Genomic DNA, 25,921 nt, shown 5'->3' on the forward strand with positions numbered 1-25,921 from the left:
ATGGGATCTTCAACTCATGGTGCTGCCGCCGCTGCTGTTCATCTTCGTATTCAGCTACATTCCGATGTACGGGGTACTGATGGCATTCCAGGATTACAGCTTGTTCGAAGGCTTTGCAGGCAGTCCGTGGGTGGGTTTCAAGCACTTCGAGATGTTTTTCAACGCGCCGGAGTTCTGGACAGTCATTCGCAACACGGTCGTGATCAGTCTGCTGAAGCTGCTGATCGGATTCCCGGCTCCGATTATTTTGGCGCTGCTGCTGAACGAAGTCAGGAACCGGGCGTTCAAAAAGGTCGTGCAAACGATCAGCTATCTGCCGCACTTTCTGTCGTGGGTCATCGTGTCGGGCTTCGTGATGTCGATGCTGTCCACGGAAAACGGGAGTGTCAACATGCTGCTGCAAAACCTGAATCTGATCGAAGAACCGATCAATTTCCTATCTTTGCCGCAATACTTTTGGACGATTCTGGTGACGACGGGCGTGTGGAAAGAAATCGGCTTCGCCTCTATCGTCTACCTTGCGGCAATCGCGGGCGTCGATCCGCATATGCACGAAGCGGCGGCGATGGACGGGGCGGGCAAGCTGCGTCAAATCTTTTCGATCACGCTGCCCGCGATCATGCCTGTCGTTATCGTGTTCCTGATTCTGGCGATCGGCAACCTGCTCAGCGCCGGCTTCGAGGATATCCTGCTGCTCGGCTCCAACCCCGTGCTGCGCGACGTAGGCGACGTACTCGATACCTATGTGTACCGAACCGGTATTCAAAACAACCGCTACTCGTACGCGACAGCGGCCGGATTGTTCAAGTCCCTGCTCGGCGTGCTGCTGTTGGTAGGAGCAAACTACGCGGCGCGTAAGTCGGGCAACAGCCTTTGGTAGATCATAAGCCGTTCAATCCGAAAGGAGGCCCACTCCCATGAAACAATCGGCGGGTGACCGCGCACTGCTTATCGTCATTTACGCGCTGCTCGCGATCATGGCTTTTGTCTCGTTCTACCCGTTCTGGAACGCGGCCGTCATCTCGTTCAACAACGGGACGGACACGATGCGCGGCGGCATCACGTTTTGGCCCCGGTCGTTCACGCTCGAAAATTACGCTGTGGTGTTCGAGGACAGCCGTCTTATCAACGGCTTCGTCATCTCGGTGCTGCGAACGGTCATCGGCACGCTGCTGTCGATCGGCGCGACCGCGATATTCGCTTACGGCATGAGCAAGTCCGAGCTGATCGGGCGAAAAGGCTATATGGTCTTTTGCATCATCACCATGTATTTCAGCGGCGGATTGATTCCGACGTTCCTGCTGATCCGTTCGCTCGACCTGTTCAACAGTTTTTGGGTCATGGTCATTCCGGGGCTCATCAGCGTGTGGAACATGATTATTTTCCGGACCTTTTTCAAAGGCATGCCGGCAGGATTGGAAGAATCGGCCAAGATCGACGGGTGCTCCAATTGGGGCGTGCTGCTTCGTATCGTGCTGCCGCTGTCGGGTCCGGTGATCGCGACGCTGTCTCTTTTTACCGCCGTCTATCACTGGAACGACTGGTTCACGCCGAGCATCTATATCAGCAACGCCGACCTGCTTCCGATCCAGACCAAGCTTCAGCAGATCCTCAATTCCAATATCATGAGCGAGCAGATGGCCCAGATGGATTCGGCGGCGCAAGGTCGGATGGGGCGGATGAAAGCCGTGACTACCAAGTCGCTGTCGATGGCAACGATGATGGTCGCGACGATTCCTATTTTATGCGTGTATCCTTTTCTGCAAAAATATTTCGTGAAAGGCGTGCTGGTCGGTTCGCTCAAGGAATAGACAAAGCGACGAAGGGGGCAAAATAATGAGAAATGGGAAAAAAGCGTTCGGATGGGGTTCGGCGCTGCTGGCGTTGACGTTGGCTTTGACGGGATGTACGGGCGGAGGAGGCTCAAGCGCTTCGGGCGAAAGCAAAGGTGGGGAGGGCGGTACGACCGAAGCGTCGGGAGCGGCTTACGTGCTGGGCGAGCAGCCGTTGGAGTTTTCTTTTTACGGCCATTACGACTGGTACACAATGCCGAACTGGGGCGAAGACAAAGCATCGGAATGGATCAAAGACAACAAAAAGGTCAACGTCGTGCCAATCAGTTCAGGTGGCAACGCCAAGCAAAAGCTGAGCACGATGATCGTATCGGGCGAGCTGCCGGACGTGATCTGGACCGAACGCGGAGCCGACGTGGAATCGCTGCGGAAAGCCGGGGCGCTCGTGCCGTTCGACGACTATTTGGATAAATATCCGAATCTGAAAAAGTGGGCCGGGCAGGAAACGATCGACATGCTACGTGCCGAAGACGGCAAACTGTATCAGTTCCCGAACTGGTATACGACGCAGCCGAACGGCAACGCGGGCTATCTGGTCAACAAAAAAATCTACAACGAACTCGGCGCGCCATCTCTTGAAACGACCGACGATCTGTACGACTATCTGACGCAGGTCAAAGCCAAGTACCCGGATGTCGTGCCGCTCGAAGTCGGGCAATCCGCGGCGGGCGTGGATATCATGACGTCGGCTTTTGCGGAAAACCGTCCTTATCAGTATAGCTCGCTCAGCATGAAGGCGATCCCGTCGGGCGATACGCTCACCTCCGTGTTCACGGACGGCGTGTTCCGCGAGACGCTGGTGTACGCCAACCGGCTGTACCGCGAGAAGCTAATGAGCCAGGATGCGTTTACCCAGCCGCTCGAACAGGTGGAACAGAAGATCGTCACGGGCAAAGCGGCGGTCTACGTGGCATCGAGTCCGACCGAATTCGGCGCGATCGGCAACTCGATTCTGAGCGCGGAAGACCCGGAAGCGGGCTATATCATGGTCTGGCCGGTGCATAAAGAAGGTCTGGACAAAAACAAGATTTTCCCCGGCACGTACAATCAACTGGGCTGGAACGTTAGCGTGATCACCAAATCGGCGAAAGACCCGGAAGCCGTGTTCGCGTTCCTCGATTGGCTTACCGGTCCGGAAGGCCAGCGAATCAGCATGTGGGGACCGGAAGGACTGTATTGGGACGGCGTGGACGAAGAGGAAGCGCCCAAGTTCACGGAAGCTTTTACCGCCGATACCAAAGGACGCGACGAATTGATGAATTCCACGGTCAATCTGCAATGGGTCGGCAATACCGTGTACGTGGACAATTCCAAAATGAAGTTCGAATCGACGCTGCCGGAGGACAAAAAAAGCTGGGAAACCAAATGGCAGTCGGAGATCACGTGGAAAACGCAGTATGATACGACGGAATTCGTCAATCTGAACCCGGCCGGCGATACGAACGAAGGCATCATCGAGCAGAGCGTCGGAGAGATCTACGAGAAAGCCAAAGCGCAAGCGATTCTGAACGCAGGCAGCGAAGACGAAGTATTGGCGATTCTGGATCAGGCGGAAAAGGACGCCCAGCAGGTCGGGTACGCGCAATTGCTGGAGTACAAAACGCAGAAGTGGAAAGAAAATCTCGAAAAGCTGGGGAGGTAAACGCGGCGAATCGGAGAGGAGCAACCTTTTGAACTATTATTTGGGCGTTGACGGAGGAGGCAGCAAAACCTTGGTCGTCATCTGCGACGAGACGGGCCGCATCGCGGGACGGGCAACCTGTGGCTGCGGCAACCATCAGCTCGGCGTCGAGCTTGCGCAGCGCAATATTCAAGCCGCGGTAGACGAAGCTTTGCAGCAAGCCGGGATCGGCAAAAAGCAGGTGGTTCGATCCGTGTTCGGACTTGCGGGAGCGGATCGTGAAGCGGACTTTCGGATTTTGCGGCCCATGATCGCGGCGCTGGACATGGGCGAACATGAGATTGTTTGCGATACGGTGATCGGGTTGCGGGCCGGCACGAGAAGCGCTCACGGCGTGGTCGTGATCTGCGGATCGGGCACCAACTGTTACGGCATTAATCGGCAGGGAGAGGAGCTTCAAGTCGGCGGCTTCGGCTATGCGTTTGGAGATTTCGGCGGCGGATCGGATCTGGCTGTCGAAGTTTTCCGCTCGGTGATCCGCGCTTGGGAAGGGCGCGAACCGTCCACGCTGCTGTCGGCACCTGCGTTGAGCATGCTGGCGATGGGATCGGAAGAAGAGATGTTCCATCATTATCTCGACCACGGACGGCGTATTCCGAGAGATCTGGCGAGACTGTTGTTCGAAGTGGCCGAGCAGGACGAGACGGCGCAGGCGATCTTGGCCAGGCAGGGCCAAGAGCTGGGGAAGGCGGCGGGTGCGGTGATTCGCAAGCTGGGGATGGAAAGCGATCATTTTGACCTGGTGATGGCCGGAAGCATTTTGGCGCGCGGGGACAGCCGGTATATTTTGCCGCATCTGGACGCGCAAATCCGGGAGCTGGCGCCGGGCTGCGAATTGGCGGTTCTGACGTTGGAGCCTGTCGCGGGAGCGTTGTTTATGGCGATGAGCCAGGGGGAAGGCGTAGATGAAGAAGTCTACAGTCGAATCCATAACCAATTAAGCGTAAAGGCGGCGAGCGTATCATGAGCAAAAAGCTGAAGATTGCGGTCATCGGAGGCGGTTCGTCGTATACGCCGGAGCTGATCGAAGGATTCCTTTTAAACTATGCGACATTTCCCGTGACAGAGATCGTGCTGGTCGATATACAGCCGGGATTGCGCAAACTGACCACGGTCGGCAAGTTGGCCCAGCGTATGGTCGCGAAATCCGGATTGCCGATCGAGGTCAAGTTGACGCTGGATCGACGCTCGGCACTGGCGGGGGCGGATTTCGTGTCCACGCAGATGCGGGTCGGCATGCTGGAAGCACGCGGCTGGGACGAGAGCATTCCGCTTAAGTACGGCATGATCGGGCAGGAAACGACCGGGCCGGGCGGCATGATGAAAGCGCTCCGTACCATTCCGGTGCTGCTGGACGTGGCGAAGGATATGGAGGAGCTGTGCCCGGACGCCTGGCTGCTCAACTTTACCAATCCCGCGGGGATGGTGACAGAGGCGATCAACAAGCACTCGCGGATCAAAACGATCGGCCTGTGCAATTCCCCGATCGCCGCGTACAAATGGTTGTCGAAACTGTACGAGGTTCCGGCCGAGCGTATCTATTGCGAATTCGCCGGACTCAACCATCTGCATTACATCAGCCGGATCGAAATCGACGGACTATCGAAGCTGGAAGAACTGCTGGATAACCGGGACGGCTACTCCGCGAAAAACGTTCCGCAGTACGAATGGAACGGCGCGCTGCTGCGTACGTTGAAGGCCATTCCGTCGTATTATCTGAAATACTTTTACCTGCACCGCGAGCTTCTGTCCGAACAGCAGGAAGCGGCGGCAAAAGGAGAGACGCGCGCGGAAACGGTGCAACGTCTGGAGGACGAGTTGTTCGAGCTGTACGAAGACGTCAACCTGGCCGAAAAGCCGAAGCAGCTCGAACAGCGCGGCGGCGCTTATTATTCCGAAGCCGCCGTGAAGCTGATGAACTCGCTGTACAACGACAAAGGCGATATCCAGACGCTGAACGTCGCCAACAACGGCATTCTTGATTTCTTGCCGGACGACGCCTGCATCGAAGTCAACTGCAAAGTGCTTGCCAACGGCCCGATTCCGGTTCCGGTGCAGACCGTTCCCGAAGCCGCCAAAGGCTTGATCCATGCCGTGAAAACGTATGAACAGCTCGCCATCCAGGCCGCCGTAACCGGAAGCCGCGAGCTTGCGTTAACCGCTTTGGCGCATCACCCGTTGGTTCCGTCGGTTAACGATGCGGAGAAGATGCTGGATGAGATGTTGGAGCGGAATAAGGCGTATTTGGGATCGTTTTTCCGGGATGCAGTAGCTTTGCGGTAACAAGGTAACAAGCGTAGGAGTGAAAACGACAAAAAAGCTTATTGCGTGCTTCATTGCCTTTTAGTCAATGTGCAAACCGAATATTCGAATGACGCGAGCCTACATTGACTAAAAAGCAATGTACGATCGTATTTCATTCTATTTTTTACAACTTCGTCTCTGTACATTGCCTAATCGTCAACGTAGCTTGATCTAACTCCCCAATTCCGTTGCTACACTGCCTAATTGTCAACGTAACAGCTTTCCGATCCCAAATTGGCTCACGCTCCCCCCGCTCTCGTTCAATTTCTCAATTATCGTAAACTCAAAAGACCTTCGAAGCGCACGTGGCTTCAAAGGTCTTCGTTTTGTTCTTCATCTTTTCCAAATCCCTAAACACGGGCGTCAAGCCTCGTGTTTGTTCGCCCTTTGAAAATCCAACGTAGCTGGTAGGGAGAAGGCGGAGAGAGAAATTCAGTGAAAAACGCCTTTGAACCCGGAAAAATTCCACTCTAATATCCAATCGACTTTTCCGGGTGAGACAGCGTTTTAAACCGAATTTCTCTAGGGCGTGTCTTCAAACCTGCCAATGTGCATCTTTTGCCGCCTTTTCGCCCTCTCCTACGTCACTTTCCCTTGACGTGCCCCGGCACGCCTTCGGAAAAGTTCCTTGTTGAGAACGAAAATTCGGCAAAATCTGCTTCCATCGAGGTTTGAAGACACGCCCTAGGAGCCTTCTCCCTCCCCACGCTCCAGACTTCCACCCCGGGCGAAAGCAAAACGGCTACTTCACAACCGTGTCCGTCATCAAATAATCGTCGTCGCAGTCCAGCACCGTCAACCGACCATGACAACAAGGAAAAACCGTCAGCCGCTTTTTCCCTGTCTGAATATCCGGAATCTCCGAAGGCTTGATCGGCAGCAGAACGTTCTCCGCGCCGCAAAACGGGCATGTTGGAACCGTCAAATCACCCATCATGCGGTCGTACGGCAAAGCTTTTTCAAAAGGAATCATGGATTACGTATTCCCTTCGGCGTTGTTTTCAGGCTTTGCGTTCGCCGCCTCGGCCGCTTCCTGTTTCGCCAGCTCGGCGAGTCGTTGCATCAGAATATGCTGCGGCATATGCATCAAATGTTCGATCGGAACATTTAATTGTTTGGAAAGCTTGATCGCCGTGTCCGGCGAGATTTGCAGAGGTCTCATTACGTGTTCCCTCCCGTGTCAGATTTGGCTTCATGAGACGTTTTCGCTATAGTTATACTGTACCATGCGGCCTTGTCAAACACCATATAGCGGCTTGGTCCAAGCGGCAAGGCGCATGAACGGAACGTGTCGGACTGTTTTGCTTCTCCATCATTTTCAAGACGAAAGGTGCGAATAAAAATGAGCAACCGCTTGAGACAAACCTGGGATTTGGAAACTATTTTTCCGGGAGGATCGTCTTCGAACGAGTTTGACGCTTTTCTGAAAAAACTGGCGGCAGACGTCGATACGTTGGCTGCGCAGATCGGAAGTTTGAACCCGCCTACGAGCGTGGAGCAGACCGAAGCTTTTGACCCTGTTTTCGAAAACGTTCAAAGTGCTTCGGCCCGCTTCCGCCAAGCCGGGGCGTTTGTATCCTGTTTGAGCGCGCAGGATCAGAATGACCAGAAGGCAGGCCAATTGTCGGCACGCGTAGGCTCGATCCGCGCGCGTTGGCAAAGCGTCGTCGCGACCTTCGACAGCGTTTTGCAAAATACGGAAAACGCGGTGTGGGAAGCTTGGATGGCGCGCGACGCTGTCGCTCCGATTTCGTTTAACCTCAGCGAAAGCCGTTCCCAGGCACGCGACAAAATGATGCCGGAGCTGGAAAGTCTGGCTCTTTCGCTGTCGGTCGACGGATACCAGGGATGGAGCAGTTTTTATAATACGATCGTTCGCCACGTCCGCGTGAAGTTCGAAGAAAACGGCGAGACCCGGCTGCTGTCGGCGGCCCAAGCCGCGAACAAGCTGGGTTCGTCCGACCCGAAGCAGCGCGAAGAGATGGGGCGCAATTGGGAACAAGCCTGGACGGACGTAGAAGATTACTGCGCGGATACGCTGAACCATCTGGCCGGCTTCCGGTTGTCTTTGTATGAAAAGCGCGGATGGGACAATGTGCTGCGCGAGCCGCTGGAAATCAATCGGATGTCCGATCAGACGCTTTCCACCATGTGGCAGGTCATCACGAATAACAAGTCTGTTTTTGTCGAGTATTTGAATCGCAAAGCCCAACTGCTCGGCACGGAAAAGTTGGGCTGGCACGACGTCGACGCGCCGATTGGCGAGTCGGAATCGAAGATCCAGTACGATGATGCCGCCGATCTGATCGTAGAGCAGTTCCGCAGCTTTAGCCCGCGCATGGCCGATTTTGCCCAACGCGCGTTCGACAACCATTGGATCGAAGCGGAAGACCGCGCGGGCAAGCGTCCGGGTGGATTCTGCACGGCGCTTCCGCTGACCAAACAAACCCGTATTTTCATGACCTATAGCGGCACGGCGTCCAATGTTTCCACGCTGGCGCATGAGCTGGGACACGGATACCATCAGCACGTTATGGATGAGCTGCCGACCTTCAGTCAGCGCTATGCGATGAATGTGGCGGAGACCGCTTCTACGTTTGCCGAGATGATCGTTGCCGATTCGTTGGTGAAAAAGGCGGCGACAGAGGAAGAGCGGATCGTGCTGCTCGAAGACAAGATTCAGCGCAGCGTAGCCTTTTTCATGAACATTCATGCACGCTTCCTGTTCGAGACCCGTTTCTATGAGAAACGCCGTTCCGGTCTGCTGACGCCTCAAGATTTGAGCGAGCTGATGGTCGAAGCGCAAGAAGAAGCATTCTGCGGCGCGCTGGACGATTATCATCCGCACTTCTGGGCATCCAAGCTTCATTTTTACAATACGGGAGTTCCGTTCTACAATTTCCCTTATACATTCGGTTATCTGTTCAGTGCAGGGATCTATGCGCAAGCGCAACGCGAAGGACAAAGCTTTGCCGACAAGTACGATGCGCTGCTGCTCGATACCGGCCGTATGACTGTCGAGGAATTGGCGTCGAAGCACTTGGGCGTTGATCTGACAAAACCGGACTTTTGGCAGGCTGCGGTAGATATGAGCGTGGCCGACGTCCGATCTTTCCTGGATATGACCGCATCGAAAGTTGGATAATCAAAAAATAGAATACTGAAAAGTGAAAGAAATTAATTTGAAAATCTTGGCATATCTTTTGGACAGTTAAAAATTAAAACTCGAAAAAAGGCGAGCAGAAGTCGAATCTGCTCGTCTTTTGTTTGTTTATGACTTAAAATTGGTGGTTATTTGCATTTAAATAGTCATATTTGACCAATTCTTTAGGACTGTATTGAAGGTGGCAATTCATCCATTTATAATGAGACTTAAGCGCTACATACCGGTATAAAAGGCTAAACACTGCACGTATTCAGGTGTTACTTATGAGGGGGACTAGCATGTTTGTCGTTAATGAATATTCGCTTCCCAGACAGCTTGATATCGTATTCAAGGAATTGAGCGAAGAGTTGTCCGGGCTTGAAGCAGGTACGTTGTTCATCCAGATCCGTAATAATGTCGTAGGTAAATTTGGCATTCGTCATACGCCGCTTGCGGGACGTGACGGTCATGTCGAAGGTCCGGAGCATGGATTGAATGAACAACAGATTCGTACCTTCCGCAATATGGCGATCGAGTCGCTCAATTACAAGAAAAGCTGGACGCACGGCGAGATCAATTATGATTTTGCTATCCGCAAAGCCGCAATTATGGTGGATGCCCAGTTCGAGTCGAACTACAATATGGCCAGCAGCATGATTCGCTATCCAAAGCCTGCTTACAAGGAAGTTCGTTCTGAGCTTTCTTAACAAGCGTTTATGGAGAAAGATGCGTATCCGGAAAGGGAGCTGGATGCGCATCGGCAGCAAGCCTGTACACGTCGGATAGATTGACAAAAACTTTACGCGACTTGTATGATGGGGAACAAATAGCATCGGGCGTACGCCCGGCGAAACGCTATGATGAGGACAAGTAAACGGGTGCAGTGTTCTACAGAAAGCTGGCGGTCGATGCAAGCCAGTGAAGACGCATCTGTCGAATGGACCTCGGAGTGCCATGCTGAAATGGGGATCGAACCTCCAAAATAGGCTGGCCGGGCTCGCTTCCCGTTATCGGAGCAGTGAAGATCGGTTGCAGGCATGAATTCTACCGATAAATAAGGGTGGCACCACGGCTCACGTCCCTTGCGGACGGGGCCTTTTTGCGTTTTTCGGCTTTTATGACCAGGAGTAAACAACAATTGGAGGCATGTAACGTTATGAAAAAAGTACTATCAGGCATTCAGCCAAGCGGTCAATTGACAATCGGTAACTATATCGGCGCGATTAAAAACTTCGTTGCGCTTCAGCATGATTATGAGTGTTTTTTCTCGGTGGTTGATCTGCATGCCATTACGGTTCCCCAAGATCCTGCGGCACTGCGCGAGCAATCGGAATCGGTAGCGACGCTGTATGCGGCGGCAGGCATCGATCCGGAAAAGTCGAATATCTTCATGCAGTCCCATGTGCGTCAGCATGCCGAATTGGGCTGGTTGATGACGACGCTGACCGGGATGGGCGAATTGGAACGTATGACTCAGTTCAAGGACAAGTCGGATGGCAAAAGTTCGGTTGGAGCCGGCTTGTTCGTATATCCTTCGCTGATGGCGGCCGATATTCTGCTGTATCAGGCGGATCTTGTACCGGTCGGCGAAGACCAGAAGCAGCATTTGGAGCTGACTCGCGATCTGGCCGGACGCTTCAACGCTCGTTACGGCGACTTCTTTACCGTGCCGGAGCCGTATATCCCTAAAGTCGGCGCTCGGGTCATGGGATTGGATGACGCTTCGAAAAAAATGAGCAAGAGCAATGCGAATGCAGGCAGCTACATCGCTTTGCTCGATCCGCCGGACGTGATTCGTAAAAAGCTGAACCGCGCAACGACCGATTCGGGCGGCGAGGTTCGTTACGATCCGGCCGAAAAACCGGAAGTCAGCAATCTGATGGGCATCTACGCGGAATGCACGGGAATGACGCTGGATCAAGTCCAAGCTCATTTTGAAGGCAAAATGTACGGTGCGTTCAAAAAGGAATTGGGAGAAGCGGTGGTTTCCGTGTTGGAACCTTTGCAGCAGCGTTACCACCAAATCCGCGAATCCGGCGAAATCGCACGCATTCTGGCTAAAGGCGCAGAACGTGCGGAAGCGGTCGCGGAAGAAACCATGAAAGGCGTGCGCGATCGGATGGGGTTTTTGCCTAGGTCGTAATCACGATAAAAAGCAGCTTTGCCGATAGTAAGGGCGAAGCTGCTTTTTTCATACTCACAGGTTATGCGGTTGGGATCGCTTTCAAATCAATGGGCGGAATTCGGCGGCACATTGCCTGTTTTGCGCTGGATACGCACTTTGGTGACAAAGCCCCAACCGATATTCAGCACGGCAACAAGACCGACACCCAATGCCAGCCAGGCGCTTTCATTAATCAGGATCGCGCTCAGCGTAACCAGGGCCATCGAAGATACCGCAAACCATAGGGCAAGACCTTTATTCATCGGATAACCTCCGTTTTTCTTTTTAGTATACCTTATTTGGTTAACAAAAATCCAAAATTTCTTCCTTTGAGCTGTACCCGTTTTCCGAAAAAATTCCACATCTTTTTTTGTGAAAGCCATGAAAAACTCATGAAATTGTCAAATTATCGAACTTGTTTATGGAATCGTTGGCAATCGGAAAGGCCTTTGATATGATAAATTTCATAGCGATACCTTTTCTCGGCTTATTTGAAGTCGATTTTAGTTTTTATCGTAACTACCCCAATATGCCGCATGAATAGAAAAGTGCGGATCGGAACGCAAAAGGAGGCAGTAAGCACGTGAGCAAACCACTGAACTATGTAGCCTCGGAAGCCTCTCCCGTATCGGAATCCGTAGAGACGCGGGTGACCTGGAGAGACTTTTTGACGCTTGCAAAGCCGGGCATTCTACGCTCGAATCTGTTTGTGACGCTGGCCGGCTTCTGGTTGGCTTCGCAATGGAACATCGACTGGTTGAATCTTCTCTTCACACTGGCAGGAACGATGCTGATTGTCGGCGCATCGGGCGTATTTAACAACTATCTCGACCGCGAGATGGATACCAAGATGGAGCGTACGAAGAACCGGGCGCTGCCGACAGGCAAGATTGCCCCGAATGTCGTTCTGACGTACGGGATTGTGCTGGGTGTGCTTGGCCTGGCTATTCTGTTTGCATTTTGTGGAGTCCTGACCGGAATTTGCGGAGCCATCGGTATGTTCGCTTACGTCGTGCTTTACACGATGTGGCTGAAACGTACCTCAACTTGGAGCACGTCGCTCGGCGGAATTTCCGGTGCGATGCCGCCGGTGATCGGTTACGTGGCCGTGACGAATACGATCGATATGGGCGCCGTTCTGCTGTTCCTCTGGATGTTCCTGTGGCAGCCGCCGCACTTCTGGGCACTCGGTATTCGCCGCGTCGAAGAATATCGCGCAGCAGGCTTCCCGATCCTCCCGGTCGTCAAAGGCATTCGCCGCACGCAATGGCAGATGCTGCCTTACATCGTGTTGCTGCTGCCCGTGCCGATTCTGATGTACGCTTACGGCTACGTCGGCATGATCTTCACCGTAGCTTCGATCGCGATCACGGTACTGTGGTTGTTCTTCGCGGTCAAAGGACTGGCGAAAGGTCAAGATCCGGATGCCTGGGGCAAAAAAGTGTTCATGTATTCGATCTATTATATGATGGTTACGTTCTTGTTGATGATTATCGATACCGCACATTGAGTCAAGGTATCGAGTGAGCCGTTGTTCGTCTCTTTTTGGGGACGGGCGACGGCTTTATTCGTGTGGATGCGGCAACGCCGGGCGATGAACCGAAAGTGCGGACACCGATTTATTACGAGCGCTTCCCGCGTCCGTCCAGAGCGGCGCGCCGACGTTCTTTTTCTTCTTCGGGCTGGGAGCGCAGCATTTCCTCGGGATACAGAATGAACTCTTGCAAATCCGTCTTTTCAAGCTGCTGCACGGCGTATTCGTCCGGCGTACCTTCGACACCCGCGTAACCGCGTCTTGTATAGAGATGATCCGCATCCGGGAAAAGGTCGGACAGCAACGCACGGATTTTCCGCCCCGATGAGTCGTTATCCAAAAAAAGATAAACCTCGTCGTCTTTCGCTTCCTTATATAAAGACTCCAGCCTTGCGGAATTCGGCGTGCCGAACGTACAAAGGATTTGAACCTCATCGTCCAAAAGCCGACGCAGCTTGCTCCGATCATTCTTGCCTTCCACGATCACGGTGATCGACATACGCAGTTCGCCTCCTGAGATCCGTAACGGGGTTTTTAACTAAGTGTAGCGATGTCGGGAAGAGATTGCAAAAGAGGTCGTGACAAAACGGCGAAAGCTGACAGAGGGCCTTTTTATCCTGTATAATTGAAAAGCGTGCAGCTTGCCGAAAAAGAGGGGCGCAGCCTGCATGCAAACGAACGTGGAGAACGGAGGAACTGTCCTGTTGAATACGGAAGTGTGGATCGAATTCGTCAGGCAAAACTGGCTGATTCTTCTGATTGCGCTGGTAGCGGTGCTACTGGTTATCAACGTAGTCAAAACGATGATAAAATGGGCGATCGCGATCGTCATTGTTGTAGCGCTGATCGTGTACAGTGGCGTATCGCTTGATCAAATTCAGAATACGGTAACCAGTGTGAAAGACGAAGCGGTGGCAAAGCTTCAAGGCGAAGCACTGAAAATGTTGAAAGAAGAATCTGCCGAGGCCACATTCAAACGAGGCGAAGACGGTTCTTTCGTGGTTCAGACGACAAGTCTGAAGCTTGAAGGCAAGCCGAATGCCACGAGCGTCGAAGTGACGTATCGCGGCGTATCGCTTGGCGAATGGGAGCGCGGGGAGCAAGTGAACGCGCTCATTCGCGCCGCGCAGGCCCGAAGTAAGTAAGATGGAGAAAAAGATGCCTGAACAGCAGGGAATTTTGGCAGCAGGGACGTCCAATATTCGGGAGGTGGAAAAATGCCGAGCGTGGACGTGATAACTCTGGTGTTACTGGCGGTGCTGCTATTGTCCGTGCTTCGGGGAGCCTTTCTGGGAACGCGCCGGACGGCAGCCGGACTAGGTTCGATGTTCAGCCGCCTATTGCTTCGCGTATTGGGCATTTTGGCCGCATTGCTGTTGGCCGGTTGGCTCTCGCCCTATGCGCGGGATTGGGCGGATCGCACACTGCTCGCCATGCCTTCCGGCGAACTTCCGCAATGGAAATCAGCCGGATATGCGTTGCTGGGATTTATTACGGACTTCGCATTGCTACGCATCGCGCTGTTGTTCCTGCTTATTTATCCGATTTGCTTGTTGGCGTTATCGTTGTTGGGCAGATGGCGCATACCGACGAAAGCGGCTCCCAAGAAAAAAGGCAAACGCCGGAAAAGCGGGGCATTCGCGGACCGACTGGGCGGAGCCGGACTGGGTCTGATCGCCGGAGCATGGAGAAGCTTGCTGCTGCTGGCGCTGCTGTTTACCGTTTCCTCCGTATGGCCGGGAAGTCCGCTCAGCCGGTATGCAGAGACGTCACCGGCTTATCGATATACGGCGCAAAAGGTATTTCAGCCGGCGGCTGGCGAATGGATAACGCAGAAGCTTCCGGTGCTCACGGCATCCGCAACGGCGGAATTGGACGGCATTCTTCGGCAAAAGTACGATGCGATCGACCGGAATATTCCAGCCGACATCGCTCAGACAGCGGTTAAGGTCGCAGGATCGGGCAGCGATATGGACCAAGCCAAGAAGCTGTACGATTGGGTCGGAAGCCGGATTCAATACGATTACGACAAAGTCGATAATTATGAGAATAAAGGTATCTGGAAAGAACAAACGCCGCGTGACACCTATGATACGGGGCTGGGTGTGTGCATTGACTATGCGCGTCTGTACGCAGTAATGGCTCGATCCGTCGGGCTGCAAGTCCGTGTCGTGACCGGATTGGGCGCAGACGGACAAGGAGGTTACGGGCCTCACGCATGGAACGAGGTATACAACGCCGGAGAAGACCGCTGGATCGAACTCGATCCGACGTGGGCGTCCGGAGGAGACTGGTTCGACCGCGAGGATTTTGCCGATACCCATATCAAGCAGAGCGTGTTATAGGCATGCTCTCATCAGGCTTTAGGAACATCAAGAGGAGGCGCCCATGAAAGTCCAGGACAAAGAAAAAGAAAACGAAATGCGCCGTCAGCGAAGCTTCGGAATCCGGCTTAATTTATTTTTCTTCAGTGTATTTGCTATTTTCTCCGTCATCATTGTACGGACCGCGATGCTTCAGTTCGTCGAAGGACCGGAACTGAAGGAAGAAGCGGTCAGCCGCGTGACGCGGGATATTCCGATGCAGCCGGTGCGGGGAACGATTTATTCGGCGGATAAAGTGCCGATCGCGTATTCGACGTCCACGCAGACGCTGTACGCGACGCCGCTGAAAAATTACTCGAACAGCGACGAAAAAGGTTTGCAAAACCGTCCCGAGCTCAAAAAAGTCGTTAACGAGCTGCTCGCCAAATTCCAGGAGCTGAATCCGGGCGGAGAACAGCCGACGCTGGAAGAGATGCTGGGCCGCGATCGGCTGGATTTGGAAAATATCAAGCATTACGGCTATATGCCGCGCAAGATCAAAATGGATTTGAACGAAGCGGAAGTCGCTTATTTCAAAGAGCATAAAAATGAATTCAAAGGCATCCTGACGCTTGAGGTTGTGGAGGAAACGAATCGGGAGTACGACACCGATTCTGTAGCCGTCCAAACGGTAGGATATTTATCCAAGTTCAAATCGGTTCGAGAAAATAAAAATTTCCCTTTCTATCAAACGATCTATAAAAATCAAACGACTTCTCCCGATCCGACTGTTCAATATTTGGAAGATGAAATCGTTGGTTATTATGGTCTGGAACAGGAGTATCAAGAAGAGCTTCGAGGCAAAAACGGATACAAACGGATCGAAATCACTCCGCAAAGTATGGCCAAAGAAGGCGGAACCGAAGAAATCGTACCGCCGGAAAAAGGCAACGACGTTTGGATGAGCATTAACAAATATGTTCAAACCGAAACGGAAAAAGCGATCTCGAATCAAATCCAGACGCTTCGTTCTACACATCCTTACGTGTCGACCGGATTTGCGGTAGCTATGGAAGTCGATACGGGTAATGTAGTAGCTATGGCAAGCATGCCGGATTTCGATGCCAATTACTACAATACGGGCAGTATCTCGGCGGATAATTATAATCAGATCGAGAATCTGTATATTAACGGTACGATTCGGGCTAAAGCTCCTGACGATCAACGAAATAAAGCGGAATCCGTTGTTTACATGGGATCGACGATCAAGCCCCTTTCCGTTCTGATCGGTTTGAAAGAAGGCTTGTTTAGTCCATCTACTTATTATTTTGATAGGGGAATAACGTATCTCAACGAATGGGATAAAAAAGGCATCAAAAATGCAGGCGGTCATTATTTGGGCGAAATTAATCCACGAACGGCCATTAAAGAATCTTCCAATACATTCATGATTGATAAGGTCGGAAAGCTTTTGTTAAATAAATACGGTTCCGGCGTTATTAATATTTGGGATGAACACATGAAAGAGTTCGGACTCGGCGTTCTCACTAAAGTCGATCTGCCAGGCGAACAAGCAGGGACGATGGACTATACAAACACCAAAGAAAGTTTGCTAACGCGCATGGCTTACTCTTCTTTCGGCCAGCAAGGCAAATATACAACGTTGCAATTAGCCCAATATACAGCGATGTTAGCTAATCGCGGAGATCGACTCCAACCGCATATAGTTGATAAAATCACGAATTCCAAAGGCGAAGAGGTTTATAAAGCGAAACGCGAAGTATTGAATACGGCGGAGTATTCGGACGAGTATTGGGATTTGATTCAAAAAGGCATGGATACTACGTTAGAAGGTACTTTCGATGATTTCCCTTATGATTTTGCCCGTAAAACAGGTACTTCCACTCAACATATTCGTGGAACGGATATTGATAACGGCGTATTTATTGCTTTCGCTCCGCGCGAAAACCCGAAACTCGCCGTCGCGGTCGTCGTGCCGGAAGGCGGATTCGGTTCGCAAAGCGCGGCGCCGATCGCGCGCAAAATCTTCGACGCGTACGATTACGAATACGGCTTGGATGGCGTGCCTAAAAAGACGCAGCAGCAGTTGAACGAAGACGGAACGCCGATCGAAGGCACCGAAGCGGAAGCCGGGCAAAATCCTTAATCGTAGTGCGTAACGGAGTTTCCGAACAGCGCGTTTAAAAAGTAACGACAACCCAAAACCGATACGAAGGAATCAAATTCGGAACCGGCGGAAAAACGCTCTTTCTAAGGGCGTTTTTTCCGTTCAAGGTTAATCGAGGAGGCAAAGATGAAGATTTTATCCAAAGAAGAACGGGACGATCACCGCAAGCGCAGAAGCTTCGGCGTGCGAATGAGCCTGTTCTTTTTCGTGGTGTTTGTTGTGTTTGCGGTTATCATTATACGGACTGCGGCTTTGCAGTTCGTGGAAGCACCGAAGATCCAGGCGGAAGCCGAAGAGCGTGCGACTCAGGATATCCCGATGAAGCCGGTGCGGGGGACCATTTTCTCGGCGGACGGAGCAAAGCTTGCTTATTCGGAACCGACTCAATCTCTGTATATCACGCTCGAACAAGATTTCAGCAAGGGCGAAGGTTTGAAAAATAGGCCAAAGCTCGATGAAGTATTGAAAGAGATTTTGGTCACTTTTGATGAAAAAGGTAAGTCAACCGTACAAAATCCGACATTTGAAGAATGGATCAAGGTTAAGCAACTTGATGTGAAAAACGAGAAAAATTTCGGGTATTCACAGAGGCTTGCCAAAACCGATCTCAGTGAAGATGAAATTGCGTATTTCAAAGAAAACAAAAATAAATATAAAGGGATTCTGACTTTCGATGTCGTAGAAGAAACTTCCCGGCGTTACGATTCCGATACCGTTGCGGTACAAACCGTCGGTTACGTTAAGCGTTTCGGCTCCGTGCTGGACCCGGACTTCGGCATCGATTTTTACAAAGATATCAAAGCCGGTTTGAGCACACAGAAAGATCAGGGGTTGATGTATACCGAAAGCGAGAATGTAGGTTACTACGGGTTGGAACAGCAATACCAAGAGCAACTTCGCGGCAAAAACGGGTATCGAAAGATAGGCGTTTCCGCGCAGAATACGGCGCAAGGCGTGGAAGAAGTAGTTCCTCCGGTCAAAGGCAACGATATTTGGAGCACGATCAACAAAACGGTGCAAATGGATACGGAAGACGCAATGAGCAAACAGTTAGCGAAGCTTCCGAAGGCCATTTCGGCTTCGGCGGTTGCGATGGAGATCGATACCGGCAAAGTCGTCGCGATGGCCAACATGCCGGATTTCGACGCTAATGTATATCGAACAGGCTCGATCAGCGAAACTGACTCCAAAGCGGTCGAATACTATTATCTCAACGGGGCGATCCGCTCTAAACCGACAAGCAATACAGGCAAAAATGCGGAATCCGTTGTATATCTTGGTTCTACCATAAAACCGCTGAGCGTATTGGTCGGACTTCAAGAGGGATTGATCACGCTTAACACCGGATACGAAGATACGGGAATCGCCGAATATGGGAAAGGCGACGATAAAATTCGTAACGCGGGCAGCCATCCGTACGGTTTTTTAAATCCCGTTACCGCGATTGAGCGTTCTTCGAATACATTTATGGTCAAGAAAATCGGCGAACCGTTATATAACCGTGACGGAATAGAATCTTTGAACGTATGGGACAAGCATATGAAAGAATTTGGATTAGGTGTCAGAACTGGAGTAGATTTGCCGGGAGAATGGGTTGGAGCGGGAGATTACTTCAATGATGCCGACGGTAGCAGCACGCTTTCCCGAATGGTTTATGCATCGTTTGGTCAAAAAGGAAAATACACCGCTATTCAGTTGGCTCAGTATACGGCCATGCTAGCGAATCATGGTTCGCGCGTTCAGCCGCGCCTCGTCAGCAAAATTACCGATCCTGCAACAGGGGAAACCGTTGAAGAGACGACTAGGACCGTTATCAACAAAGTCGACCTGCCCGAAGAATATTGGAACGCGATCAAAAGAGGCATGAATACGAAAGTCGACGATTCCTTTGGCGATTTCGCTTACGATTTCGCCCGTAAAACCGGTACGTCCACGCAAGGCACCGCGCCGAACTTTTTCGACAATGGCGTCTTTATCGCTTACGCGCCTCGCGAAAATCCGAAACTGGCTGTCGCCGTCATGGTGCCGGAAGGCGGTTTCGGTTCCGAAAGCGCGGCGCCGATCGCCAGAGCCATTTTTGACTCGTATGACAAAGTTTACGGTCTGGACGGCACGCCGAAAGCGGAAGAAAACGCGGCGGAAGGCGAAGCGACGACGGACGGCGAGTAAAAGCTTGATATGCAGCCTGCTTCCTTTGGGAAAGCGGGCTTTTTTATGTTTTTAGCATTCATGTCGGAGCAGACTTGCGTTTTCCCTTTTTTTATTTTAAAATTTGCCCTAAGGAAACATTGTTAGTAAAGACAAATAAAAAGTCATGAATAAAACAATTTAGCGTATGGAAAAATTTACAGAGAAAAATTGGTGATTGATCAGGGAGGAGGATCGCATGAACGCACGTGCAAACAAAACAGGTAGCTTGTGGGGACTGCTTTGCGTGATGCTGGTGCTTGTATTGGCCGGCTGCTCGGGTAACGGAAGCGCCCAGGGCGTCAGCGAGGACGGCAAGCTGCTGGTCACGGCCACAACGGGCATGATCGGAGATGCGGCCAGAGAGATCGGCGGCGAGCATGTTGAAGTCACGACGCTGATGGGACCCGGCGTAGACCCGCATTTGTTCAAAGCATCGCAAGGCGATATCCGCAAGCTGGACCGAGCGGCGGTCGTCTTTTACGGAGGACTGCATCTGGAAGGCAATATGGAGCGGGTTCTTGTCAAAATGGCTGCGCAGAAGACTGTTGTTGCCGTAACCGACGACATGCCGAGAGATCGACTGATCGGCTCGGAGGAGACAGGCGAGTTCGATCCGCATGTCTGGTTCAACGTCGATCTGTGGACCATTGCGGCGGAAACGGTTCGCGATACCCTGATCGAGAAAGATCCGGCCAACGCCGAGGCTTATCGGAAGCAGGGCGAACGTTATTTGAACGAGCTAAAAGAACTGGATGCTTACGTGCGTGAGCGCATGTTGGAGATTCCGGCGGAAGGGCGGGTGCTGGTAACGGCTCATGATGCTTTCGGTTACTTTGGCAAGGCTTATGAAGTCGAAGTCGTAGGGTTGCAAGGCATCAGTACGGCAGCCGAGTTCGGAGCCCGAGACGTTAGCGCGCTGCGCGACTATCTGGTTGAACGCAATATCAAAGCCGTGTTCGTCGAATCGAGTCTCCCCGCACGCTCCATGCAGGCGATCGTGGCTGGAGCAGCACAGCAGGGACACGACGTGACGATCGGCGGCGAGCTATTCTCGGACGCGATGGGCGAGCCGGGTACGGACGAGGGCACGTATATCGGCATGATTCGACATAATACGGATACGATTGCGGAAGCATTGAAATAAAACTTCAGCGGATCGAGACAAGGAGGAACGACGATGAAAAAGGAAACTACAGCGGCTGCACCTCTCACCGTATCGGGCATTACCGTAGCTTATCAGCGCAAAGCGGTGGTCGAAGACGTGAGCTTTACGCTTCCCGAGGGCAAACTGGTCGCGTTGATCGGACCGAACGGTGCAGGAAAATCAACGCTGCTCAAAGCCGTACTGGGTCTGGTGCCTTCGATCTCGGGGGCGGTAGCGATCTACGGAGACACGTATAAAAAGATGCGCAGCCGCGTCGGTTACGTTCCGCAGCGCGAATCGGTGGATTGGGATTTCCCGACGGATGCGCTCGACGTGGTCATGATGGGCCGTTACGGTCATCTGGGCTGGATCAAGCGTCCCGGACGCAAAGAAAAAGAGTTGGCGATGAGCACGCTCGACAAGGTAGGCATGGCCGACTTCGCCAGACGGCAGATTAGCCAATTGTCCGGCGGCCAGCAGCAACGGGTCTTTCTGGCTCGCGCGTTGGTGCAGGAAGCGGATCTGTATTTCATGGACGAGCCGTTCGCAGGCGTCGATGCCGCGACGGAGAAGGCCATTATTGCGTTATTGAGTGAATTGAAGCGGGCAGGCAAGACCGTGCTGGTCGTCCATCACGATCTGTCTACCGTTGAAGAATATTTTGACCATGTGCTGTTGTTGAATAAAAAATTAATCGCGGCCGGTCCGGTGGAGACGACGTTCACACCGGAGCTGCTGCACGAGACCTATGGCGGTAAACTGGCGATCGTCAGTTCGAACGGCCGGGAAGCGCTGGTCAAACAATGACGAGGCGGCAAAAGAAGTTGATATCCGAAACAGGCAAACTTCGACGAGTAAGGGGGAAACAACGATGCTCGATTGGCTGATTTCGCTGTGGAGCGATCCGAATACGCGCTGGATTCTGATGGGCTGCACGCTTCTGGGGTTGGGCAGCGGGGTCATCGGCAGCTTTACCTTTTTACGCCGGGAAAGCTTGCTCGGCGATACGTTGGCGCACGCGGCATTGCCAGGCGTTTGTATCGCCTTTATGCTGCATGAAGTAAAATCGGCGTCCCTTTTCCTTATCGGCGCGCTGGTCGCGGGGATCGCCGCCGTTTTCTGCGTCAGTGCGATTACGCGCTGGACGAAGATCAAATCCGACGCCGCCATGGGCATTGTGCTGACGTTTTTTTTCGGCGTCGGCACGGTTATGCTCACGCATATCCAGCATAGCGGCAGCGGCAGTCAAAGTGGTCTGGATAAGTATCTGTTCGGCCAAGCCGCCGCGATGGTGACCAGCGACGTCTATATTCTGATGGGCGTATCGGTGTTATTGGTCGTAGCCGCCATGCTATTGTTCAAAGAATTCAAGCTGATCAGCTTCGATCCGGGGTTCGCGCGCGGCATTGGTTTACCTGTCGGGTTATTGGAACATGCCATGCTGATTCTCACTACAGTCGCGGTGGCAGCCGGAATTCAGGCTGTCGGTGTCGTCCTTGTAGCGGCGCTGCTTATTACGCCTGCCGCCGCGGCACGTTATTGGACGGATCGCTTGCCGGTCATGCTGGCTTATGCCGGAGTATTTGGTGCGCTTAGCGGCGCTTCCGGCGCGGCGATCAGCACGCTTGGCGAAGGCATTCCGACAGGCCCCGTAACGGTGCTTGCCGCTACTCTTCTGTTCGTGCTGTCGCTGCTATTGGCTCCGGGAAGAGGGCTTTTGTCCAAAACGCTCCGCCATCGCAATCTCAAAGCCGATTATGCCCGCTCGGCCGAGCGCGGCGCGCTGAATGCTGCGGAAGGAGGCTCGCAAAAATGATGGACTTTTGGATTATCCTGACCGCCGTATTGGTTGCGAGCACCTGCTCGATCCTGGGCTGTTTCCTGATTCTTCGCCGGATGGCGTTGGTCGGCGACGCGATCAGCCATGCCGTATTGCCGGGGATCGCGATCGCGTTCCTGATGAGCGGCACGCGCGATTCCATGTGGATGCTGCTCGGCGCCACGGCATTCGGTCTGCTGACCGTTTTCCTGATCCAAACGCTGCAAACGTCCGGCCTGCAATCCGACGCTTCGATCGGGATCGTTTTTACCGCGCTATTCGCCGTCGGCGTGCTGCTGATCAGCTTGAACGCGCAGCATATCGACCTGGATCTGGACTGCGTGCTGTTCGGCGAAATCGCGTACGTGCCGTGGGACACCTGGACCCTTGGAGGTACCGACATGGGCCCGAGAGCCGTATGGATGCTGGGCATTACGTTAACCGTGATCCTGCTGCTGCTCGGACTCTTTTATAAACAATTCAAAATCTGCGCATTCGATCCGGCTATGGCCGTTGCTTGCGGAATTCCGGTCCTGCTGTTCCATTACCTGCTGATGGGCATGGTCTCCATGACAGCCGTATCTTCGTTCGAAAGCGTAGGCGCGATTCTCGTCGTTGGCATGCTGATCATCCCGGCCGCAACCGCCTACCTGTTGACCAACCGCCTCGGCGTTATGATCGGACTCAGCGTAGCCGTAGGCATCGTGTCCGCCGTAGCCGGGTATCTTATCTCCTACGCACTCGATGCGTCTATCGCAGGCTGTATCGTGTCCGTAGCCGGCATCCTGTTCATCCTGGCTCTAATCCTGGCCCCAAAAAACGGCCTGATCGCCCGTTTCGCCCGCAGACGCAATACCGCTCAAGCCGTGTAAGCGGCAAGGTTCGATTGTATATGAATTGAAGTTGCTTTCGAAAGTGACTTCGGCGGGGGGGAAGCCTATGCTTGTAATTTCTCCCGCAGCCGCTCAAGCCTCCCTAACGAATAGTTTTCATAGCCCTTCACGAGTGGATTTTTACGGAAAAATCATGGTAATCTAGTAAGGAGAAGCGCCGGATCGGACGGCGGACAGAAGAGGGGATGAGGCACATGACGCTGAGAATCGGAATCGTGGGCACAGGTTGGTTTGCAGGGAAACACGCAGATTTGCTGGCCGGAATCGAAGACGTCGAAATCGCGGGGATCGTCGGCAGCAGCAAAAACAAGGGGGACGTATTCGGTATCCGCTACGATGCGCCCGGTTATGAAAGCGTAACCGACATGGCGGACGCTCAGGTGCTGGATGCGGTATATATCTGCGTTCCGCCGATGGCGCACGGCGAGATCGAGCGCGAGTTGATCGGCCGGGGCATTCCTTTCCTGGTTGAAAAGCCTCTTGGAACGGACGCCGAACTACCGCAGGATATTCTTGGATTTATGCGCCTGAAGTCCCCGGATCTGATTACGTCCGTCGGCTACCATTTCCGGTATCAGGATAATGTGGAGCGTCTTCGCGAAGCGTTGCATCCGGGCCGGATCGGCATCGCGACAGGCATGTGGATGGGCGATATGCCGCAGGCGGAGTGGTGGCGCAGACAAGAGAAATCCGGCGGCCAGTTCATCGAACAGACGACGCATATCGTGGATCTGCTGCGTCATCTGGCGGGCGAGGTCGAGGAAGTTCATGCCGTATACGCGAGCCGTTTCCCGGAAGAAGAATGGGAGCAAACGAATGTCCACGATATCGGAACCGTCACACTGAAGCTCAAAACCGGCGCCGTCGCGAATATCTCCAACACCTGCGTGCTGCCTCCGGGAGTCGGTAAAGCCGGGCTATCCTTTTACACGCGCGAAGGGTTATGGGAGTGGACGACAGGCCATTTGAAGGTGACCAAGGTGAATGAGGAGAGCGTGTTTGCCGAAGAGAGCGACCCCTATGCGAAGCAGACCCAAGCCTTCCTGCATGCGCTGCGTACCGGCGATACGTCGGGTATTTTGTCGGACTATGCGGATGCCTGCAAAACGCAGGAAGTGACGTTCGCCGCCCTGCAATCCGCGTTGACCGGCCGCAGCATCAAGCTGTAACGGAATCCCGTTTTCCCGATCGCCGTCTCAAGCCTTCTTTCGATATAAACCGAAGGAGGGCTTTTTAGTATGCCGAAAACGACTTGTTGAAGCCGCCGTGCGCACATTGGAGCTGACAGGGTAATATGATAGAATGGCGAGAGTGAACACGTTTGGAAAGGGGTAAAACATGACACGTTACGATTATAAGCTGCTTGCGCTCGATATGGACGGGACGCTGCTGAACGACGACCATCAGGTATCGGAGGAGACGGCCAAATGGATACGTCGCGCGATCAAGGAAGGCTTCCACGTTTGTTTGTCGACAGGCCGGGCGGCGATGCACGCATTGCCGTACGCGGTCGAACTCGGGCTTGAGACGCCTATGGTGACGGTCAACGGAAGCGAAGTGTGGAAAGCGCCGCATGACCTGCATTTTCGCGCGCTGATGGATGTGGAATTGATCCGCAAAATGCACGCGATCGCGGAAGAGTACGGCGTCTGGTTCTGGGCGTACACGACGGAGCGGCTGTACAACCGGGATCATTGGGCAGAAAATCCGGAAGAGCAAGAATGGTTGAAGTTTGGTTACAATACGAAGGATCATGACGTGCTGCACAATATCCTGATGCGACTTCAGGATATGGGCGGGCTTCAGATCACCAATTCGTCGATGGACAATCTGGAAATCAACCCCGGCGGCATCTCCAAAGCCAGCGGGATTCAGCAAGTGTGCGATCTGCTCGGCATTACGATGGAGCAAGTGATTGCCGTCGGCGACAGTCTGAACGATATTGCGGCGATCCAAGCGGCAGGACTCGGCGTCGCGATGGGCAATGCTCAGGATGCGGTCAAAGAGCTTGCGGATATCACGGTAGCCAGCAACAACGAAGACGGCATCGTGCAGGTGATTCGCGAATATATGCTGGACGGCATGGCTTTCGATGAAGACGAAGAATCGGCGGCAGGACCGAAAGCGGCTGCGTCGGCTTCTCGTCCGGAAGACGAGCCTTCGGCGTAACGTATAGAAAAAGCATAGGAGGGCCTGCGAATGGTCGCATTGGACATTTTGGGTTGGGTGCTGGTCGTCGCGCTGTTTATCGTGGGCATGGCGGGATTGATTTTTCCGATCCTGCCGGGCGCGGTCGCGATTTATTTTGCCTTTTTCGTGTATGGCTGGTTCTTCTCGTTCAGCGAGCTTACCGTCTGGTTCTGGATTATTCAGACCGTCATCTTCGTCGCGTTGATCGTGGCCGATTATGTGGTGAGCGCCTGGGGGACCAAAAAGTTCGGCGGTTCGAAGCTGTCGATTCAACTCAGTACCGTAGGTCTGATTATCGGGCCTTTCGCCATTCCGGCATTCGGTCTGATCCTCGGTCCGTTTATCGGCGCGGTGATCGGGGAACTGATTCACGGATCGGACTTCAAGCAATCGTTAAAAGCAGGCTGGGGCGCGTTGGTCGGCCTGCTCAGCAGTACGCTGGTAAAAGGCATTTTGCAGATTATCATGATTGTTATCTTCATCATCTGGATCGTATAGGAAAGCCGTTTACGG

General features: G+C 53.1%; 23 protein-coding genes, 1 pseudogene and 1 other annotated feature. Of the genes and pseudogenes, 20 read left to right on the plus strand and 4 right to left on the minus strand.

The annotated features are described in order from the left end of the window. The first annotated feature begins 16 nt into the window (after positions 1 to 16). From WKI47_RS07470 to WKI47_RS07490, 5 genes are read left to right on the plus strand one after another with little or no spacing between them, the layout of a single operon-like run. Positions 17 to 880 carry an ABC transporter permease gene (locus WKI47_RS07470; RefSeq protein ID WP_425355446.1) on the plus strand — a complete coding sequence of 288 codons (864 nt, stop codon included), beginning with the start codon at positions 17 to 19 and terminating at the stop codon, positions 878 to 880. Between the two features lie 37 nt (positions 881 to 917). Further along, a complete protein-coding gene (locus tag WKI47_RS07475; RefSeq protein WP_340226531.1) occupies positions 918 to 1,811 on the plus strand; it encodes a carbohydrate ABC transporter permease in 894 nt (297 codons plus the stop codon). Positions 1,812 to 1,836: 25 nt separating this feature from the next. Continuing rightward, complete coding sequence (locus tag WKI47_RS07480; RefSeq protein WP_340226532.1) at positions 1,837 to 3,495, plus strand: extracellular solute-binding protein; 1,659 nt, start codon at positions 1,837 to 1,839, stop codon at positions 3,493 to 3,495. 28 nt (positions 3,496 to 3,523) lie between these two features. Then, complete coding sequence (locus WKI47_RS07485) at positions 3,524 to 4,501, plus strand: N-acetylglucosamine kinase (RefSeq protein WP_340226533.1); 978 nt, start codon at positions 3,524 to 3,526, stop codon at positions 4,499 to 4,501. Continuing rightward, positions 4,498 to 5,817, plus strand: a complete 1,320-nt coding sequence (locus WKI47_RS07490) for a 6-phospho-beta-glucosidase (protein ID WP_340226534.1) — start codon at positions 4,498 to 4,500, stop codon at positions 5,815 to 5,817. The genes WKI47_RS07485 and WKI47_RS07490 overlap by 4 nt, the downstream gene beginning before the upstream one ends. A gap of 763 nt (positions 5,818 to 6,580) precedes the next feature. Here the strand turns inward: WKI47_RS07490 and WKI47_RS07495 are convergent. Both WKI47_RS07495 and WKI47_RS07500 read right to left on the minus strand, forming a co-directional pair. Continuing rightward, complete coding sequence (locus tag WKI47_RS07495) at positions 6,581 to 6,811, minus strand: hypothetical protein (protein ID WP_340226535.1); 231 nt, start codon at positions 6,809 to 6,811, stop codon at positions 6,581 to 6,583. A 3-nt stretch (positions 6,812 to 6,814) separates the two neighbouring features. Beyond that, a complete protein-coding gene (locus WKI47_RS07500) occupies positions 6,815 to 7,000 on the minus strand; it encodes a YycC family protein (RefSeq protein WP_340226536.1) in 186 nt (61 codons plus the stop codon). Between the two features lie 180 nt (positions 7,001 to 7,180). Here WKI47_RS07500 and WKI47_RS07505 point away from each other — a divergent pair, with 180 nt between their 5' ends. From WKI47_RS07505 to trpS, 3 genes are all read left to right on the plus strand, one after another. Further along, positions 7,181 to 8,983, plus strand: a complete 1,803-nt coding sequence (locus tag WKI47_RS07505) for a M3 family oligoendopeptidase (protein WP_340226537.1) — start codon at positions 7,181 to 7,183, stop codon at positions 8,981 to 8,983. Positions 8,984 to 9,282: 299 nt separating this feature from the next. Beyond that, positions 9,283 to 9,690 carry an O-methyltransferase gene (locus WKI47_RS07510; RefSeq protein WP_340226538.1) on the plus strand — a complete coding sequence of 136 codons (408 nt, stop codon included), beginning with the start codon at positions 9,283 to 9,285 and terminating at the stop codon, positions 9,688 to 9,690. A 141-nt stretch (positions 9,691 to 9,831) separates the two neighbouring features. Beyond that, positions 9,832 to 10,069, plus strand: a binding site (T-box leader). A gap of 70 nt (positions 10,070 to 10,139) precedes the next feature. Continuing rightward, complete coding sequence (gene trpS, locus WKI47_RS07515) at positions 10,140 to 11,126, plus strand: tryptophan--tRNA ligase (RefSeq protein ID WP_340226539.1); 987 nt, start codon at positions 10,140 to 10,142, stop codon at positions 11,124 to 11,126. An 86-nt stretch (positions 11,127 to 11,212) separates the two neighbouring features. On the opposite strand, the gene WKI47_RS07520 is transcribed toward trpS, so the two are convergent. Continuing rightward, on the minus strand, positions 11,213 to 11,410 hold the full coding sequence (locus tag WKI47_RS07520) for a hypothetical protein (RefSeq protein ID WP_340226540.1): 198 nt from the start codon (positions 11,408 to 11,410) through the stop codon (positions 11,213 to 11,215). Positions 11,411 to 11,730: 320 nt separating this feature from the next. Here WKI47_RS07520 and cyoE point away from each other — a divergent pair, with 320 nt between their 5' ends. Beyond that, positions 11,731 to 12,657, plus strand: a complete 927-nt coding sequence (gene cyoE, locus WKI47_RS07525) for a heme o synthase (protein ID WP_425355443.1) — start codon at positions 11,731 to 11,733, stop codon at positions 12,655 to 12,657. A gap of 193 nt (positions 12,658 to 12,850) precedes the next feature. Here the strand turns inward: cyoE and WKI47_RS07530 are convergent. Next, a pseudogene (locus tag WKI47_RS07530) lies at positions 12,851 to 13,180 on the minus strand (toprim domain-containing protein); the annotation flags it as partial. 169 nt (positions 13,181 to 13,349) lie between these two features. On the opposite strand from WKI47_RS07530, the gene WKI47_RS07535 reads away from it, so the two are divergent. From WKI47_RS07535 to WKI47_RS07585, 11 genes are all read left to right on the plus strand, one after another. Beyond that, positions 13,350 to 13,826, plus strand: coding sequence for an ATPase (locus tag WKI47_RS07535; protein ID WP_340226541.1), 477 nt, complete (start codon positions 13,350 to 13,352; stop codon positions 13,824 to 13,826). A 72-nt stretch (positions 13,827 to 13,898) separates the two neighbouring features. After that, positions 13,899 to 15,026: a transglutaminase-like domain-containing protein gene (locus WKI47_RS07540; protein WP_340226542.1), complete on the plus strand. Its 1,128-nt coding sequence runs from the start codon at positions 13,899 to 13,901 to the stop codon at positions 15,024 to 15,026. A 43-nt stretch (positions 15,027 to 15,069) separates the two neighbouring features. Beyond that, on the plus strand, positions 15,070 to 17,151 hold the full coding sequence (locus WKI47_RS07545) for a peptidoglycan D,D-transpeptidase FtsI family protein (protein ID WP_340226543.1): 2,082 nt from the start codon (positions 15,070 to 15,072) through the stop codon (positions 17,149 to 17,151). Positions 17,152 to 17,298: 147 nt separating this feature from the next. Further along, positions 17,299 to 19,341 carry a peptidoglycan D,D-transpeptidase FtsI family protein gene (locus tag WKI47_RS07550; RefSeq protein ID WP_340226544.1) on the plus strand — a complete coding sequence of 681 codons (2,043 nt, stop codon included), beginning with the start codon at positions 17,299 to 17,301 and terminating at the stop codon, positions 19,339 to 19,341. A 217-nt stretch (positions 19,342 to 19,558) separates the two neighbouring features. Further along, positions 19,559 to 20,506 carry a metal ABC transporter solute-binding protein, Zn/Mn family gene (locus WKI47_RS07555; protein ID WP_340226545.1) on the plus strand — a complete coding sequence of 316 codons (948 nt, stop codon included), beginning with the start codon at positions 19,559 to 19,561 and terminating at the stop codon, positions 20,504 to 20,506. Between the two features lie 33 nt (positions 20,507 to 20,539). Beyond that, entirely contained in the window at positions 20,540 to 21,313 is a 774-nt protein-coding gene (locus tag WKI47_RS07560) for a metal ABC transporter ATP-binding protein (protein ID WP_340226546.1), read from the plus strand. 64 nt (positions 21,314 to 21,377) lie between these two features. Further along, positions 21,378 to 22,322, plus strand: a complete 945-nt coding sequence (locus WKI47_RS07565) for a metal ABC transporter permease (RefSeq protein ID WP_340226547.1) — start codon at positions 21,378 to 21,380, stop codon at positions 22,320 to 22,322. Next, entirely contained in the window at positions 22,319 to 23,197 is an 879-nt protein-coding gene (locus tag WKI47_RS07570) for a metal ABC transporter permease (RefSeq protein WP_340226548.1), read from the plus strand. Before WKI47_RS07565 ends, WKI47_RS07570 begins: the two co-directional genes overlap by 4 nt. Positions 23,198 to 23,412: 215 nt before the next feature. After that, the gene (locus tag WKI47_RS07575) at positions 23,413 to 24,387 is read left to right on the plus strand and encodes a Gfo/Idh/MocA family oxidoreductase (RefSeq protein ID WP_340226549.1); all 975 of its coding nucleotides are present in this window, start codon (positions 23,413 to 23,415) and stop codon (positions 24,385 to 24,387) included. 169 nt (positions 24,388 to 24,556) lie between these two features. Continuing rightward, on the plus strand, positions 24,557 to 25,387 hold the full coding sequence (locus tag WKI47_RS07580; protein WP_340226550.1) for a Cof-type HAD-IIB family hydrolase: 831 nt from the start codon (positions 24,557 to 24,559) through the stop codon (positions 25,385 to 25,387). Positions 25,388 to 25,426: 39 nt separating this feature from the next. After that, on the plus strand, positions 25,427 to 25,906 hold the full coding sequence (locus WKI47_RS07585) for a DUF456 domain-containing protein (RefSeq protein ID WP_340226712.1): 480 nt from the start codon (positions 25,427 to 25,429) through the stop codon (positions 25,904 to 25,906). Positions 25,907 to 25,921: the final 15 nt, after the last annotated feature.

The sequence above is a fragment of the Saccharibacillus sacchari genome, from assembly GCF_037722395.1.
Lineage (GTDB): Bacteria > Bacillota > Bacilli > Paenibacillales > Paenibacillaceae > Saccharibacillus > Saccharibacillus sacchari_A.